Here is a 15,518-nt window from a genome sequence, read left to right as displayed (position 1 = left end):
GTTACGGTAGTGCTGTCCGCGCTTCGTTGTTGCCTGCCGACACGCTCACGCTTTACAACTGACGCATTACAACAACGTACGCTTCACAACAACGGTCCTGCTATTGTGCTGCTTTTTACCGCAGCGGCTCTGTCGTTTCGCTGCACGGCAGCATATTACAACAGAAAAAGGCCGGCAGCGGGATAGCCCGCCGCCAGCCGTGGAAGCTTACGCAGCGCGTAAAGCCATCAGCACAAGGATTACTTGAGCTCGACGGTTGCGCCCGCTTCTTCCAGCTTCTTCTTGGCAGCTTCAGCGTCGTCCTTGGACATCGCTTCTTTGATGGTCGCCGGAGCGCCGTCAACAGCGCCTTTGGCTTCTTTCAGGCCAAGACCGGTGATTTCACGAACGGCTTTGATGACGTTGACTTTCTTGTCACCAGCAGACGCCAGTACCAGGTCGAATTCGGTCTGCTCTTCAGCAGCTTCGCCAGCAGCAGCCGGACCAGCCATAACGGCTGCGGCAGCAGAAACGCCGAATTTCTCTTCCATCGCTTCGATCAGCTCGACAACTTCCATTACGGACATGTCGGCTACAGCATTGATGATATCGTCTTTGGTCAGTGCCATTGTTCCATTCCTAACTTTGCGGGAGTCTCGGACAACCGAGAACTCGGGATTTATTGCAGGTTCAGGCTGCGTGTCGATAACGCGGCCCGCAAGAAACGCTGCTTAGGCAGCTTCGGCTTCTTGCTTCTGGTCGCGCAGGGCGGCCAGGGTACGAACCAGCTTGCCAGCGGAGGCTTCTTTCATGACCGACATCAACTTGGCAATTGCCTCGTCGTAAGTCGGCAGGGTTGCCAGACGATCGATGTCAGCAGCCGGAATCAGCTCACCTTCGTAGGCCAACGCTTTCACTTCGAAGTTCTGCTCGGTTTTGGCAAACTCCTTGAACAGACGAGCGGCAGCGCCCGGATGCTCAGTGGAGAAAGCCAGCAGAGTAGGACCAACGAAGCTCTCGTTCAGACACTCCCATTGGGTGCCTTCGAGTGCGCGGCGAGCCAGCGTGTTACGAACAACACGCAGCTCTACACCATTCTCACGCGCCTGCTTGCGCAGATCGGTCATTTTACCGACCGTGACGCCGCGAGAATCGGCAACTACGACGGAGAGTGCGCCCTTGGCCGCTTCACTGACCTCGGCAACAATCGCTTTCTTGCCTTCAAGTGCTAGTGGCACAGTGATCACTCCTTCGTGCCGAAACCCGTCAAGGTTTCGGAGGTTACCATCTCTTCCAGGCCCAACAGCGGCACAGGAAGCCTTAGGGGATGGTGCTCACCAGAAAGCGGTTGCTAAAAGCGTTAACCAACTGGCGGCCACACCATCTGCGCAGGCGCTTTAGGGCGATTAAGCCGCCACTTCAGAAAAGCGGCGGCACCTGCGGTCTTTGACGGTGCCTCATCTGGCATAAAGCTCAGCGAGGGACCGCAAAGTTCTTGCTCGGTTCCAACCACCGGCAACACGAGATTTCGCCCGTGCCGCCAGCGGGACTATCCTCGACTCGCTTATACCAGCGAGGAGTGGTCGATAGTCAAACCCGGGCCCATGGTAGTGGACAGGGTGAATTTCTTGAAGTAAATGCCTTTGGAAGAGCTCGGCTTGAGCTTCTTCAGGTCAGCTACCAGTGCTTCCAGGTTACCCTGAACGGCGGTCACGTCAAAATCGACCTTGCCCAGCGTGGTGTGGATGATGCCGTTCTTGTCGGTACGGAAACGCACCTGACCCGCTTTGGCATTCTTGACCGCAGTGGCCACGTCAGGCGTCACGGTACCGACCTTCGGGTTCGGCATCAGGCCGCGCGGACCGAGGATCTGGCCCAGCTGACCGACAACGCGCATGGCATCCGGAGAAGCGATGACGACGTCGAAATCCATCACGCCTTTCTTGACCTGCTCGGCCAGCTCTTCCATGCCCACGATGTCAGCGCCGGCTTCTTTAGCCGCATCGGCGTTGGCACCCTGAGTGAACACAGCCACGCGAACGTCTTTACCGGTGCCGTTCGGCATGACGGTAGCGCCACGAACGACCTGGTCGGATTTACGCGGATCAACACCCAGGTTGATCGCAACGTCCAGAGACTCTTTGAACTTCACGGTTGACAGCTCAGAAAGCAGAGCAACGGCTTCTTCCAGAGAGTAAGCCTTGTTGCTGTCTACTTTCTCGCGAATCATCTTGGCGCGCTTGGACAGTTTAGCCATGATTAGAGACCCTCCACGTTTAAGCCCATGCTGCGAGCGCTACCAGCGATGGTACGCACTGCGGCTTCAAGATCAGCAGCCGTCATGTCAGGCTCTTTGGTCTTGGCGATCTCTTCCAGCTGTGCACGTGTCACGGTGCCAACCTTCTTCTTGTTCGGCTCACCAGAACCGGACTTGATGCCCGCTGCTTTTTTCAGCAGTACGGCAGCAGGCGGCGTCTTGGTGACGAACGTGAAGCTACGGTCTGAGTAGACGGTAATCACGACAGGCGTCGGCAGGCCCGGCTCAATTTCTTGAGTCGCGGCGTTGAACGCCTTACAGAATTCCATGATGTTCACGCCGTGCTGACCCAGCGCGGGGCCTACGGGCGGACTCGGGTTGGCTTTACCTGCAGCAACCTGCAGTTTGATGTAAGCCTGTACTTTCTTGGCCATGATAATTACTCCAATTGGGTGATAACGCCTGACGGCTCCCCGGTACGCGTAAAGCAGCGCGGGGCTGCTTTACATGAATCCAGGACGGCACCCACGGCGCCATCCTGCAACAATTTGAGATTACTCTTTTTCTACCTGAGAGAACTCAAGCTCTACAGGCGTCGCGCGGCCGAAGATCAGCACACTGACCTGCAGACGGCTCTTGTCGTAGTTCACCTCTTCAACGACACCGTTGAAATCGGCAAACGGACCATCGATGACACGCACGGACTGACCCGGCTCGAACATGGTCTTGGGACGCGGCTTGTCGGTACCGTCCTTCACACGACGAAGAATAGCTTCAGCTTCGCGACTGGTGATAGGCGCCGGCTTCTCTTTGGTGCCACCGATGAACCCCATGACACGCGGCGTTTCGTTCACCAGATGCCAGGTTTCGTCGACCATCTCCATCTCGACCAGCACATAGCCAGGATAAAACTTGCGCTCACTCTTGCGGCGCTTGCCGTCGCGCATCTCGACCACTTCTTCCGTCGGCACCAGGATTTCGCCAAAGCGATCTTCCATGCCATACATTTTCACACGCTCGATCAGCGAGCGCATGACATGCTTCTCAAAGCCGGAATAAGCGTGGACGACGTACCAACGTTTGGACATGAAAACTCCTAACCAATAACGCCGGACATCGCCCAGCCAAGAAGAGTGTCAATCAACCACAGCATCAACCCCACCACCAGCACCGCTACCAGTACGATGGCAGTCGTTTGAATGGTTTCAGGACGGGTTGGCCATACAACGCGCTGAATCTCTTTCCTGGCGCTGACAGCAAGCTCGATCAGGTCGCGTCCCTTGGCGGTAGTGAGTGCAATCAATCCTGCCAATGCACACAGCACAACGACACCGAGGACACGATAGAGCAGGCCAATATCGGCGAAATAGGTATTACCAACGATTGCAACAACAAGCAGCGCTACAGTCGCCGCCCACTTGAGCCCGTCATGGCGCGTCTGTTGCACCTCATCGCCATGTTTTACGGAACTAGGCTTCATAAAAACGAGACTCCTAAGGGTGCAGCGAGCGACAAAGGAATTCTAGAAAGACATGCCAACCTGGGGAAGATTGGCAGGCCAGGAGGGAATCGAACCCCCAACCTGCGGTTTTGGAGACCGCTGCTCTGCCAATTGAGCTACTGGCCTGTATCGTCAAATGCGCAATTTACTACCTGCGCAAGAGCGGGCGCCATGATAGCGAAAATTTTTCCACCTGACAACCCTTACATCACACCCGCTGCCGCGGGCGAAGACAAAAAAAGCGAGCATCGCTCGCTTTTTTCGCAATATGGAGCTCATGGACGGAATTGAACCGTCGACCTCACCCTTACCAAGGGTGTGCTCTACCCCTGAGCTACATGAGCCAAACACATCAAACTGGAGCGGGCGGCGGGAATCGAACCCGCACCATCAGCTTGGAAGGCTGAGGTTCTACCATTGAACTACGCCCGCCGAACTTGCCTAAAGAATGACAATCCGCTGCACGAGAAACAGTAGCTAATGCCCGCTTACCGGCTTTTCATTCACAAGCACTGACAAATCAGCGCCCATACAATCTGGTGGAGAGGGAAGGATTCGAACCTTCGAAGCTTTCGCGGCAGATTTACAGTCTGCTCCCTTTGGCCACTCGGGAACCTCTCCAGCTGTGGCGGCACATTATGCCAGCCTTCAAAACAGTGTCAAGCTAAAATCTCTTTATTTTCGAGACTTTTACTGCTTGCCGACTTAACTAAATCAGCGTTGCGACTCGACTGCATCTGCTTTGGAACGCGCTGCATTCTGTCAAAGCAGCATGGAGAATGCAAGCCCTGCGCGAATTTTTTCCAACGAAACCGGCTCCGGCACCCGCGGCGCACCCGACATCTTGCCTGCGCGCTCGGCGAAGGTCAGCGGAAATGTGGCTTCGAGGCCGCCATACACCATGTCGGGCCAGACGGCATGGGGCACCTGGACCCCGCGCGACACCACCCGCGCATCCCCGCCCGTCAACAGCATGGGCAGCGCCACTCCTTGCTGGTCGCATACTTCGCTGTAAATGCGATTGATGGCACTGACCGCCGCCATGTAGATGCCATGGTTGACGGCATCCACCGTGCGCCTGCCAGGCTCCAGCAGCGCATCGGCCTCGCTATCGGGGTCGATGGCCACATTGCGGGTGCCCAGCTTGAGACTCTCCTTCATCAACCGTAACCCCGGGATGATGAACCCCCCCAGATGCACCCCACCCGGCAACACGAAATCAATGGTGATGGCACTGCCGCAGTCCACCGCACAGCAGCCGCCGGCCAGCTGGTAACCCGCCAAGGCCCCCATCCAACGGTCTACGCCCAGACGGCCGGGCTCCTCATAGCCATTGACGACGCCCAGCGCCTCGGGTGTCGAGCGCGCCACATGGACCTGACGCACCTGGCGGCGGAGCAGGGCGACAGTTTCGTCCAGCACGGCGGCCCTGGCCACGCTGGAAATGCGCACCGCTTCTACTACGCCCAGGTCCGGAATATCCGCCCCTGGACGCCACTCCTCCCGGGTCCATACGGCCCCGCGTGAGCGGATCTCGCTGCTCTCGGCATCCTTGAGCCGCCACTTCGACAGCGTGTTGCCGATATCCAAATCCAGAATCATAGACGCCTACGTACGCTAATCTCACCGCCCGACAGGCGTCGCGAGTGACCGTTTTCAGTAACCCACAGGTTACCACTTTCATCGACATCGCCTGCAACGGCATCGCTGGTGCGCTCCCCCTGGATGACCCGAATGGGCAACCCTGAGTAGGCATGGCGCTGGTTCCAGGCGTCGAGCCAGGGCGCGAACCCACCGTTCTCGAACCCCGCCAACATGCTCAGCAGCCCAGCGACCATGTCTGCCGCCAGCTGATTACGCGAGATACCGGGCCGCGCATCGAACAACGCGGCCACCGGCTGGTCGATGGTCGCCCGCAGGCTATCCGGCAGCATCAAGTTCATGCCGATGCCGATCACCACTTCACAGGGGCCAGCGGCATCGCCGGTCACTTCGATCAAAATGCCCGCCAGCTTGCCGAGCTCGCCCTCGTTTTCGGCCAACAGCACGTCGTTGGGCCACTTCAGCTTGGGCGCCACGCCATACTGTTCGAGCACCTGAGAGACCACGACGCCCACCGCGAGACTTAGCCCCTCCAGAGCATTGACGCCGGATTCGAAGCGCCAGCCCATGGACACCATCAGACTCTGCCCCCAGGGCGTCGACCAGACACGGCCGCGCCGTCCGCGCCCTGCCGTCTGCAGCTCGACGAAACACACTTCGCCGTGGCCTGCACCCTGTGAAAACCGCTCACGCAGGTACTCGTTACTGGAGGGCAGCTGGTCTTCGACGAACAGACGCGCCAGCAGGTGGCGGGCATCCGCAGGTAGCCGCTCGACGATACGCGCCCCATCCAACGGCTCGAGCGGGTAAGCCAAGCGATAGCCTCGCCCTTTGACGGCGACCAGCTCCACGCCTAGCGCTTCGAGTTTCTTCAGCTGCTTCCACACGGCGGCTCGGGAAACGCCTAGCGCCTCCCCCAACTGTTCACCGGAATGAACCTCGCCATCGCTCAACAAACGCATCAGGTTACCGATGGTCATGTGCCTGCCCCAACTGGGAAAACGCCTATCTTAACGGAACCGTCACGAAGGCGAAAACTGCCGCGTTTAGGTTATTGACTTGGTGCTTTATTTAAGACAGTGCTGGTAGTGGACCGTACCCAGACCCTATAATGCCGCCCTATTTTTCCAGCAGGATCGCGTCGTGATCGAGAATCTTCGCAACATTGCCATTATTGCCCACGTTGACCACGGTAAAACTACCTTGGTAGACAAACTGTTAAGCCAGTCCGGAACGCTCGACCGCAAGGCCGAGGGTCAGGAGCGAGTCATGGACTCCAATGACCAGGAGAGAGAGCGCGGCATCACCATCCTGGCCAAGAATACGGCTATTCAGTGGCAAGATAGCAATGGCAAGGATTACCACATCAACATCGTGGACACCCCTGGGCACGCCGACTTCGGCGGTGAAGTAGAGCGCGTCATGTCCATGGTGGACTCTGTGCTGCTGCTGGTCGACGCCGTGGACGGCCCGATGCCACAAACTCGCTTCGTGACCCAGAAAGCCTTCTCGCAGGGCCTCAAGCCCATCGTGGTGGTCAACAAGATCGACCGCCCCGGCGCACGGCCTGACTGGGTCATCGACCAGATCTTCGATCTGTTCGACAACCTGGGCGCCACCGACGACCAGCTCGACTTCCCGATCATCTACTGCTCGGCCCTGAACGGCATTGCGGGCATGGACCCGGAAGAGCTGGCCGACAACATGGACCCGATGTTCCAGGCCATCGTCGATATCGTCGAGCCGCCGAAAGTCGAAGTCGATGGGCCGTTCCAGATGCAGATCTCTGCCCTGGACTACAACAGCTACGTCGGCGTCATCGGCCTGGGCCGCATCAAGCGCGGTTCCGTGAAGCCCAACCAGCAGATCTCGGTGATCGGCGTGGATGGCAAGGTGCGCAAGGGCAAGATCGGCCAGGTCATGACCCACATGGGCCTCGAGCGCGTACAAACTACCGAAGCCACCGCTGGCGATATCGTGTGCATTACCGGTATCGAAGAGCTGTCCATCTCGGACACCCTGTGTGACCCGAGCGCCGTCGAAGCCCTACCGCCGCTGTCCGTAGACGAGCCCACCGTCTCGATGACCTTCCAGGTCAACGACTCGCCGTTCGCAGGCAAGGATGGCAAGTTCGTCACCAGCCGCAACATCAAGGATCGCCTGGACCAGGAGCTGATCCACAACGTGGCGCTGCGCGTCGAGCAGGGCGAAACGCCCGAGAAGTTCAAGGTCTCTGGCCGTGGCGAACTGCACCTGTCGGTACTGATCGAAACCATGCGTCGTGAAGGCTTCGAGCTGGCCGTTGGTCGCCCCGAGGTCATCATCAAGGAGATCGACGGCGTCAAGCAGGAGCCCTACGAAGAAGTCATCATCGACTGTGAAGAGCAGCATCAGGGCTCAATCATGGAAGAGCTGGGCTACCGCAAGGGCGAGCTGACCAACATGAACCCGGATGGCAAGGGCCGTGTGCGCCTCGACTTCATCATCCCGGCACGTGGCCTGATCGGCTTCCGTGGCCAGTTCCTGACGCTGACGTCGGGCACCGGCATTCTGACCAGCCGTTTCGACCATTACGGCCCGCTGAAGCCCGATGCCGCCATCGAGCGTCGCAACGGCGTCATGGTCTCCATGGTGGATGGCAAGGCGCTGGCCTACGCTCTGTATACCCTGCAAGAGCGCGGCAAGCTGATCATCGACCACGGTACCGAAGTGTACGAAGGCATGCTGGTCGGTATCCACAGCCGCGCCAACGACCTGGTGGTCAACCCCACCAAGGGCAAGAAGCTGGATAACATGCGCGCGTCGGGCAACGATGAAAACATCGTGTTGACGCCGCCGGTGAAGTTCACGCTGGAACAGGCTATCGAGTTCCTCGACTCCGATGAGCTGGTCGAAGTGACGCCGAGCTTCATCCGTCTGCGCAAGAAGCTGCTGAAAGAGAACGAGCGCAAGCGCTCCAGCAAGAAGTAAGCTGACCGCTGACACCGAAAGCCCGCCATCGTGCGGGCTTTTTGCTATCTCGACCCATGGTCGACTGGGCTGAACGGGCCACAAATATCATCATTAACGCAACCTAAACGCTAGCGCGCTGGAAAGCGCGGGCATTCTATCGCACAGTAATGCAACCGTTGACGCCCAAGGTGCGTTGACACGCTACACTTCCTACAAGTGTTTGGATACCTACCCCCATCCGACACCACTATCAGGGACACTCCTGCGCATGAGCGGTCTTGACGTCCTCCCCGCCCTAAAGGACGGGGATTCCAACTTCTTGAGGGCAACGTCCTGCCCCGAGGCTGAGGATATTCCGGGCCGCATTCACGTCCCGGTCGTGGAGTACACCACACTCCACGCACTCCCAGACCCTTACTCGCAACCCGTTGACGCCCTGCGGCCCGCTAAGCGAGCCGCACGACGAACAGGCGCGGGTGGTGTTGGTTTCGCGAACGACCTTGAAGACGATGCCTGCGTGAGCGCATTTATATTCCAGCATCGTTTTCAGTTGTGACCAGCCAGCGTCGTAGACGCTTTTGGCCATCCTGGTCTTCGCGAGCCTGGTTGAGGAAACATCGCCCACGACGATTTCGCCGTACTGGTTGACGAGTTTCCGGGAAAACTTGTGCTGCGCGTCCTGGCGACGGTTCTTGATCTTGGCGTGAATAGCTTTTACCCGCCGCTTGTTGCGGGCACGTTGGGCTGTCGCCAACTGGTCTTCCATGCGGCGGTAGAAGCGGCTGTTTTCCAGCCTTCCTCCATCGCTACAGGTGGCCACATCCTTGAGCCCAAGGTCGATGCCAACGGCGCCCTGCCCAAAGCGGACCAAGTGCAATGGCATTCATCAGTTTGTCCATTAAGCAGTTACACTGATTCACCATATCATGCATGCAACACATCATGGAGAGGTCGATGTCGCAAACTTCCTTTGACCGCCTGCGCGCCCTGGCGATTGGCTCTCAGGCGTTGGGGCTAACGCTCATTATCACTCTGGAAACCGTGATGGGCGACGCCGCCCGGCCCTGGCAGGGGGGCGTGCTGGCGGCCATGGTGGGCGTGGCGCTGACCATTGCCACGCTGCGCTGGTATCGGGCCAAACGCCGCCAGAAGCAGCAAGCGGAAGCTGCGCGTGAATCATCAGGCTGACGCCTCTGCCTGGCAAGCGCTGAAGGTGTCGCTGGATGCGCAAGGGCAGCTGGTCTGGCAGTGGCAGCAGGAAGGGCAACTGGCGGTGCTGAGTGAAGAGCCCGGAGGCTGGTGGCGACACTTCAACGCTTGGATCAGTCGTGTGCTGCGCCTGGAAAAGTGGTTATCGAACATTCTAGTGCGAGGATGGATAGCGAGGGGCGCGAGAGCGCCCCTAGTCCGGCCTCGATTGTTGCTCAATATACTGCTTGACCATGCTCAGGGGGGCGCCTCCGACACTTCCCGCAAAGTAGCTTGGACTCCACAGCGAGTTCTTCCGGTAGGCGGGCTGCACCAGTTCAGGGTGTAGTAACTTCATCCGCCGGCTGGATACCCCCTTCAAACTATTCACCAGCCTGGATACCGCCACTTTGGGTGGAAAGTTGACAAGCAAATGGACGTGATCGGTTTCACCGTTGAACTCCTGTAGCTCCGCCTCGAAGTCCCGACACACTCGGTCGAAAAGCAATTCGAGGGAGTTGAGATGCGCGCCGGTGAACACCTTGCCCCGATACCTGGTGACAAATACCAAATGGGCATGGAGTTTAAAAACGCAGTGTCTTCCTGTTCTGATAGCTTGTTTGGTTTCCATAGACCAAGTATATTCGAAGCCATGAAGCAGACCAAGACCCTCAAGGTTCGAGTGAAGGACAAACACGCCGCCGAGCTTAACCGCATGGCCCGCAGCGTGAATTTTGTTTGGAACTACCTCAACGAACTGTCTTCCCGAGCCATTCGGGAGAAAGGTCTGTTTCTGTCTGCCTACGACATGCACCCCTATACCAAGGGTGCTGGCAAGGACCTCGGCCTGCACAGCCAAACGCTGCAATGCATCGCTGCTGAATACGTTGCCCGCCGCAAGCAGTTCAAAAAGCCCCGCTTGAATTGGCGCAAGTCCGGCGGTGTACGCCGCTCACTTGGCTGGATTCCGGTCAATACCGGCGCGGCCAAGTGGAAGAACGGGCAGGTATTTCACAACGGCACCTACTTCAAGGTGTGGGATAGCTACGGCCTGTCGACATACAAGTTCCGTGCCGGCAGTTTCAACGAAGATAGCCGGGGCCGGTGGTATTTCAATGTTGCGGTCGAGGTGGACGTGCAGCCGACGCTGCTAATCTCGACGCCACGTCTCTACGCCTTGGGTGTGGCGCTCATGCTACTGGTGAGCAGCCGCTACCTGCTGGGGCTGAGTGCTCAGCAGCACACGCGCTGGTTCAACGGCTTGCTGCTGGTATGGCTGGTCGGCGCTCGTGGCGTGTTCGTCATTCTACACTGGGAGAGCTACAGTCAGGCGCCGCTGGATATCCTCAAGCTGTGGCAGCCAGGTTTCAATGCCCTTGGCGGCATGGTAGCGGGTCTTGTATGGACCGCCTGGGCACTGCGTGAACGGCTGCTGGCCATGCTCGGCGGCCTGGCCATGACCGTAGGTGCCGCCAGCCTGTGGCTGGTTCTGGTCACCCTGGCGCCGCTGGGGCCCTCCTTTGCGGTGGCGTCCGTGCCGGACATCACCCTGGAAGACCTGGACGGCAACCCGGTGAATTTGGCCTCCCTCGATGCGCAAGGTGACCTGCTGATGGTCAACCTGTGGGCCACCTGGTGCCCGCCCTGCCTCCGCGAAATGCCGCTGCTGGAAGCCGCAGACCAGCGGGACGGGGTCAGCGTGGTGGTGGTCAACCAGGGCGAAGACCTGTTGCCCATCGTGCGCTACCTGGATGAACAGCAGTTGGTGTTTCGTCATGCACTGCGCGACCCTCGGCAGCTGCTGATGGCCGAATTCGCAGCCCCCGGCCTGCCCACGACCGTACTGTTCGACGCCCAAGGGCGTACCCTGGACGTGCATGTGGGTGAACTCACCCGTGCTCACCTGGAGCGCTGGCTGAACGATTGACCATGATAGCCCTTAATCCCCTCGCTGCTTTGCGTTAGAATCCCCCGCCCTGTCTGCCACCGAGGCTCATTCCGGTGGCGAGCGACCCGATTTTGACGACTTCCTCGAGGCATCATGAGCGATTTTTCTCCCGGCCAGCGCTGGATTAGCGACGGTGAGGCCGAGCTTGGGCTTGGCACCGTGCTTAACTGCGACGCCCGTAGCGTTACCATCTTGTTCAGTGCCAGCCAGGAAACCCGCACCTACAACACCCGCCAGGCGCCCCTCACCCGAGTCATGTTCGGCAGCGGTGACCGGGTCCTGTCAGCCGACGGCTGGCAGATGATCGTGGACGACAGCAAAGAGAGCCGTGGTCTGATCACCTACATCGGTGAAGACAGCGACGGCAACCTGCGCGAACTGCCAGAAGCACGCCTGGCCGACACCATGCAGTTCGACCAGGCCCGTGACCGCTTGCTGACCGGCCAGGTGGACCGCAACGACTGGTTCGACCTGCGTTTTCGTACCCTGCATCACTTTCAGCGTATCGAACAGCACAGCGCCCTGGGGTTTGCCGGGCCGCGCATCGACCTGATTCCCCATCAGCTCTATATCGCCGACGAAGTCGCACGCCGCCACGCCCCCAGGGTGCTGCTGGCCGATGAAGTGGGGCTTGGCAAGACCATTGAAGCAGGTTTGATCCTCCACCGCCTGCTGCTGGCAGGCCGCGTAGAGCGCGCGCTGATTCTGGTACCCGACAGCCTGACCCACCAGTGGCTGGTGGAGCTGTTGCGCCGCTTCTCGCTGACCGTCACGCTGCTCGACGAGCATCAGAGCCAGGCCCACGGCAGCGCCAATCCGTTCGAGAGCGCCCAGCTGGTGCTGGCCAGCCAGGGCTGGCTGTTTGCCAATCGTCACCGTCAGGAACAGGCCCTGTCCAGCCGTTTCGACCTGCTGATCGTCGACGAAGCGCATCACCTGGATTGGCATCCGGAGACCAGCGGCCCCGGCTACCTGTGCGTGGAGCAGCTGGCCGCCGAGATCCCCGGCCTGCTGCTGCTCACCGCCACCCCCGAGCAGATGGGCCAGGAGAGCCACTTTGCGCGGCTACGCCTGCTGGACCCGGAGCGCTACCACGACATCGAGCGCTTCAAGGACGAAGAGCAGCACTACGTCGCCGTGGCCAGCGCCATCGATGCGCTGGAGGAACTGCCCCAGACACCCAGCGCCCGCGAGCGCGTGGCCACCATCGCCGACGACCGCGACAGCCAGGCCCTGCTGGCGACGCTGTGCAACGCCGAGGCCAGCTCTGAACAGCAGGACGCGGCCCGTGCCCAACTGCGCGATGCGCTGCTCGACCGTCACGGCACCGGGCGCGTCATGTTCCGCAACAGCCGACGCCACGTGGGCGGCTTCCCGGAGCGGCGGCTGCACCTGACCAAGCTGGAGCTGCCTTCCGCCTATCGCCGAGTGCTGCGCCGCCTGGAGCGCGACGAGGACTATCTGGACGAGCTGCTGATCGAAACCGGCATGGACCACCCGGACGTACTGATCTATCCGGATGCCATGTACCGCGAGCTGAGCAATGATCCGCTGAACGGTGAACCCTGGTGGCATATCGACCCCCGGGTCAACTGGCTGCTGGAAAAGCTCAGTGACGACAGCGAAGACGGTTTTGCCAACGACAAGGTGCTGGTCATTGCCCACCACCGCGAGACCGCCGAAGGACTGGCCGAAGGCCTGCGTGTGTTGGGCGGCTACCAGGCACCGGTCTTCCACGAAGGGCTGTCGCTGGTGGAGCGCGACCGCGCCGCCGCCGCCTTCGCCGACGAGGAAGATGGCTGCCAGGTGCTGGTGTGCTCCGAGATCGGCTCCGAAGGCCGCAACTTCCAGTTCTGTCGTCATCTGGTGATGTTCGACATGCCCCAGCACCCGGACCAGCTGGAGCAGCGGATTGGCCGCCTCGACCGGATTGGCCAACGCCACGCCATCGAGCTGCACGTCCCCAGCTTCATCGGCAGCCCGGGGGAGCGACTACAGCGCTGGTACGACGAAGGCATGGCCGCTTTCAGCGCGCCCCACGGCATTGGCAGCGACCTGTTCGACGCCTTTGGCGACGCGCTGGCCGATGCGCTGCTCGACGATGAGGCGCTCACCGAGATCATCGACGAAACCCACGCAATGTTCACCGCCAAACTGGCCGAGCGCGACGCGGGCCGCAACCGGTTGCTGGAGCTGAACGCCTGCCGCCCGGCCCAGGCGCAACAGGTCATTGATGCGGTACGTGAGCTGGATGAAGATCCGGCACTGCCCCGCTACGTGGAGCGTGCGCTGGATATATTCGGGGTCGATAGTCAGGAAATTGGCAATGGCCTGCTGCACCTACAGCCCAGCCAGCACATGCTGGACGGACTGCCGGGGCTGGTCAAAGGGGAAGAGGGCTTCTCTGCCACCTACAGCCGTGGCCAGGCCCTGGCGCGGGATGACGTGCAACGCCTCTCCTGGGAGCACCCGCTGCTGCGCGAGATGATGGGCCGCATTCTGGATGGCACCATGGGCAATACCGCCCTGGCGCTGCTGCGCCATCCGGCCATTCCCAGCGGTCGACTGATGGCCGAGCTGATCTTCCGTACCCACTGCCCTGCGCCTAAAGCGCTGCACCTGAACCGCTTTTTGCCCCCTACGGCCGTTCGGGTGCTGCTGGATGAGTCCGGGGCCAATCTGACCAGCAAGATCTCCTTTACCGGGCTGGGCAAAAACCTGCAGAAGGTCAACAAGTCGCTTGCCCGTGATCTGATCAAGAGCCGTCATGACCAGCTGCGCGACCTGCTGACCCAAGGAGAGAGCGAGGCCGAGCGGGAGCTGCCCAGCATCGTGGAAGCCGCCGAGACGCGCATGCGTGCTCAACTGGATGCCGAGCTGGCCCGCCTGACGGCGCTGGCAGAGCACAACCCGGCGGTGCGCAGCGAGGAGCTGGAAGCCCTCAAGCAGGAGCGCCAGGCGCTCAGCGATGCCATCGAAAACACTCGCCTGCGGCTCGACTCGGTGCGGGTCATCATCACCGTTGACCCGAACGCCTAGCCCAGCGGCTTGCTGGCGGCTAGAAAATGGCCGCCAGCGCTTTCGGTAGCGTCGGGTATTGAAAGCTGAATCCCTCCTCGAGCAGTCGTGCCGGTCGCATGTCCGCGCCGGTCAACAGCAGCTGTGACATCTCGCCAAAGCCTGCCTTCAACACGAAGGCAGGTACCGGGAGAATGGCGGGACGATGCAGCTGCCTGGCCAGCGTCTGGGTGAACTCGGCATTGGTCACCGGGTGCGGTGCGCTGCCGTTGAAAACGCCCGACAGACCAGAGCCGTTGATCAAGAAGATAATGGCAGCCACCAGATCGTCTCGATGGACCCAAGGCATGAACTGCTGACCATCGCCGAACCGCCCACCCAGCCCTAGCTTGAAAGGCGGCACCATTTTTTGCAGGGTGCCGCCGCCTGCCTCCAGCACCAGGCCTATGCGCAGAATGGCCAACCGAACCCCCAAAGCTTCCACCGGCCTGGCAGCGGCTTCCCACTGGGCACACAGCCGATGGGCAAACTCATCGTGGGGCGGGGTAGCCTCATCTACGACCTTGCTGCCCTGATCGCCGTAATACCCCATGGCCGAGCCACTGACCAGGACTGCAGGCAACGGCTGGCCGTTGGCCGCCAACTGCTCGCACAGCGCCACCAGCTGCTGGGTGCTGTCGACCCGCGAGCGGATCAACCGCTCCTTTTGCGCGGCGCTCCAACGTTTGGCGGCTATCGACTCCCCTGCCAGGTTCACCAGCGCATCGGGGGGCGTATCGATAAATGCCTGCGCGCTGTCGCGAATATCACACTCGGGTGGCAGCTTTCCGCGCACCTTGTGGGGCGTGCGCGACACCACCTGCACGTCGTGCCCTTGGGCAATCAGCTGTGGACATAACCGCTGCCCCACGAATCCGCTGCCGCCGGTAATCAGTACTCGCATGGTATTACCTCCTGAAGCTGAATAGCCCCTGTATTCCGTCACCTATCCATCACTTATGGCAAAACGCCGTCGCTGGGTTCAGCGGGCGAGTCAACCATCCGTATTGCAACTTTTTAAATTGTACGATATC

15 protein-coding genes and 4 tRNA genes are annotated in these 15,518 nt (G+C 60.1%); 4 read left to right on the top strand and 15 right to left on the bottom strand.

Features of this window, described 5'->3' with window-relative positions:
• Window positions 1–239 precede the first annotated feature (239 nt).
• The 12 genes from rplL to HSS18214_RS0113190 form a co-directional block, all read right to left on the bottom strand.
• On the bottom strand, window positions 240–608 hold the full coding sequence (rplL, locus tag HSS18214_RS0113245) for a 50S ribosomal protein L7/L12 (protein WP_016915768.1): 369 nt from the start codon (window positions 606–608) through the stop codon (window positions 240–242).
• 102 nt (window positions 609–710) lie between these two features.
• Window positions 711–1,217: a 50S ribosomal protein L10 gene (gene rplJ / locus HSS18214_RS0113240; protein WP_016915767.1), complete on the bottom strand. Its 507-nt coding sequence runs from the start codon at window positions 1,215–1,217 to the stop codon at window positions 711–713.
• Between the two features lie 326 nt (window positions 1,218–1,543).
• Entirely contained in the window at window positions 1,544–2,236 is a 693-nt protein-coding gene (rplA, locus tag HSS18214_RS0113235) for a 50S ribosomal protein L1 (RefSeq protein WP_016915766.1), read from the bottom strand.
• Between the two features lie 2 nt (window positions 2,237–2,238).
• Window positions 2,239–2,670: a 50S ribosomal protein L11 gene (gene rplK, locus HSS18214_RS0113230; RefSeq protein ID WP_016915765.1), complete on the bottom strand. Its 432-nt coding sequence runs from the start codon at window positions 2,668–2,670 to the stop codon at window positions 2,239–2,241.
• Between the two features lie 120 nt (window positions 2,671–2,790).
• The gene (nusG, locus tag HSS18214_RS0113225; RefSeq protein ID WP_016915764.1) at window positions 2,791–3,324 is read right to left on the bottom strand and encodes a transcription termination/antitermination protein NusG; all 534 of its coding nucleotides are present in this window, start codon (window positions 3,322–3,324) and stop codon (window positions 2,791–2,793) included.
• A gap of 8 nt (window positions 3,325–3,332) precedes the next feature.
• A complete protein-coding gene (secE, locus tag HSS18214_RS0113220) occupies window positions 3,333–3,716 on the bottom strand; it encodes a preprotein translocase subunit SecE (protein WP_016915763.1) in 384 nt (127 codons plus the stop codon).
• Window positions 3,717–3,787: 71 nt separating this feature from the next.
• Window positions 3,788–3,863, bottom strand: a tRNA-Trp gene (locus tag HSS18214_RS0113215).
• Window positions 3,864–4,006: 143 nt separating this feature from the next.
• Window positions 4,007–4,081: transfer RNA gene (locus tag HSS18214_RS0113210), tRNA-Thr, on the bottom strand.
• Between the two features lie 14 nt (window positions 4,082–4,095).
• Window positions 4,096–4,169, bottom strand: a tRNA-Gly gene (locus HSS18214_RS0113205).
• A 105-nt stretch (window positions 4,170–4,274) separates the two neighbouring features.
• Window positions 4,275–4,358 (bottom strand) — tRNA-Tyr (locus HSS18214_RS0113200).
• Between the two features lie 141 nt (window positions 4,359–4,499).
• Window positions 4,500–5,339, bottom strand: a complete 840-nt coding sequence (locus HSS18214_RS0113195; protein ID WP_016915762.1) for a type III pantothenate kinase — start codon at window positions 5,337–5,339, stop codon at window positions 4,500–4,502.
• Window positions 5,336–6,319 carry a biotin--[acetyl-CoA-carboxylase] ligase gene (locus HSS18214_RS0113190; protein ID WP_016915761.1) on the bottom strand — a complete coding sequence of 328 codons (984 nt, stop codon included), beginning with the start codon at window positions 6,317–6,319 and terminating at the stop codon, window positions 5,336–5,338. The genes HSS18214_RS0113195 and HSS18214_RS0113190 overlap by 4 nt, the downstream gene beginning before the upstream one ends.
• Before the next feature lie 163 nt (window positions 6,320–6,482).
• On the opposite strand from HSS18214_RS0113190, the gene typA reads away from it, so the two are divergent.
• Window positions 6,483–8,309, top strand: coding sequence for a translational GTPase TypA (typA, locus tag HSS18214_RS0113185; protein WP_016915760.1), 1,827 nt, complete (start codon window positions 6,483–6,485; stop codon window positions 8,307–8,309).
• A 277-nt stretch (window positions 8,310–8,586) separates the two neighbouring features.
• On the opposite strand, the gene HSS18214_RS18270 is transcribed toward typA, so the two are convergent.
• Window positions 8,587–9,174: an RNA-guided endonuclease InsQ/TnpB family protein gene (locus HSS18214_RS18270; RefSeq protein ID WP_016915759.1), complete on the bottom strand. Its 588-nt coding sequence runs from the start codon at window positions 9,172–9,174 to the stop codon at window positions 8,587–8,589.
• A gap of 71 nt (window positions 9,175–9,245) precedes the next feature.
• Here HSS18214_RS18270 and HSS18214_RS0113175 point away from each other — a divergent pair, with 71 nt between their 5' ends.
• On the top strand, window positions 9,246–9,479 hold the full coding sequence (locus HSS18214_RS0113175; RefSeq protein ID WP_016915758.1) for a hypothetical protein: 234 nt from the start codon (window positions 9,246–9,248) through the stop codon (window positions 9,477–9,479).
• A 214-nt stretch (window positions 9,480–9,693) separates the two neighbouring features.
• Here the strand turns inward: HSS18214_RS0113175 and tnpA are convergent, their stop codons facing one another.
• Window positions 9,694–10,110: an IS200/IS605 family transposase gene (gene tnpA / locus HSS18214_RS0113170; RefSeq protein WP_026001627.1), complete on the bottom strand. Its 417-nt coding sequence runs from the start codon at window positions 10,108–10,110 to the stop codon at window positions 9,694–9,696.
• 21 nt (window positions 10,111–10,131) lie between these two features.
• On the opposite strand from tnpA, the gene HSS18214_RS19735 reads away from it, so the two are divergent.
• Window positions 10,132–11,406, top strand: coding sequence for a prolipoprotein diacylglyceryl transferase family protein (locus HSS18214_RS19735; RefSeq protein WP_016915756.1), 1,275 nt, complete (start codon window positions 10,132–10,134; stop codon window positions 11,404–11,406).
• Between the two features lie 114 nt (window positions 11,407–11,520).
• Window positions 11,521–14,466, top strand: coding sequence for an RNA polymerase-associated protein RapA (gene rapA, locus HSS18214_RS0113155; RefSeq protein ID WP_016915755.1), 2,946 nt, complete (start codon window positions 11,521–11,523; stop codon window positions 14,464–14,466).
• Window positions 14,467–14,485: 19 nt separating this feature from the next.
• On the opposite strand, the gene HSS18214_RS0113150 is transcribed toward rapA, so the two are convergent.
• Window positions 14,486–15,388 carry a TIGR01777 family oxidoreductase gene (locus HSS18214_RS0113150; protein WP_016915754.1) on the bottom strand — a complete coding sequence of 301 codons (903 nt, stop codon included), beginning with the start codon at window positions 15,386–15,388 and terminating at the stop codon, window positions 14,486–14,488.
• Window positions 15,389–15,518: the final 130 nt, after the last annotated feature.

Source organism: Vreelandella stevensii S18214 (assembly GCF_000275725.1).
Taxonomy (GTDB): Bacteria; Pseudomonadota; Gammaproteobacteria; order Pseudomonadales; family Halomonadaceae; genus Vreelandella; species Vreelandella stevensii.
Note: the sequence above shows the minus strand (reverse complement) of the source record. Positions and strands in the feature narration are given on the sequence as shown.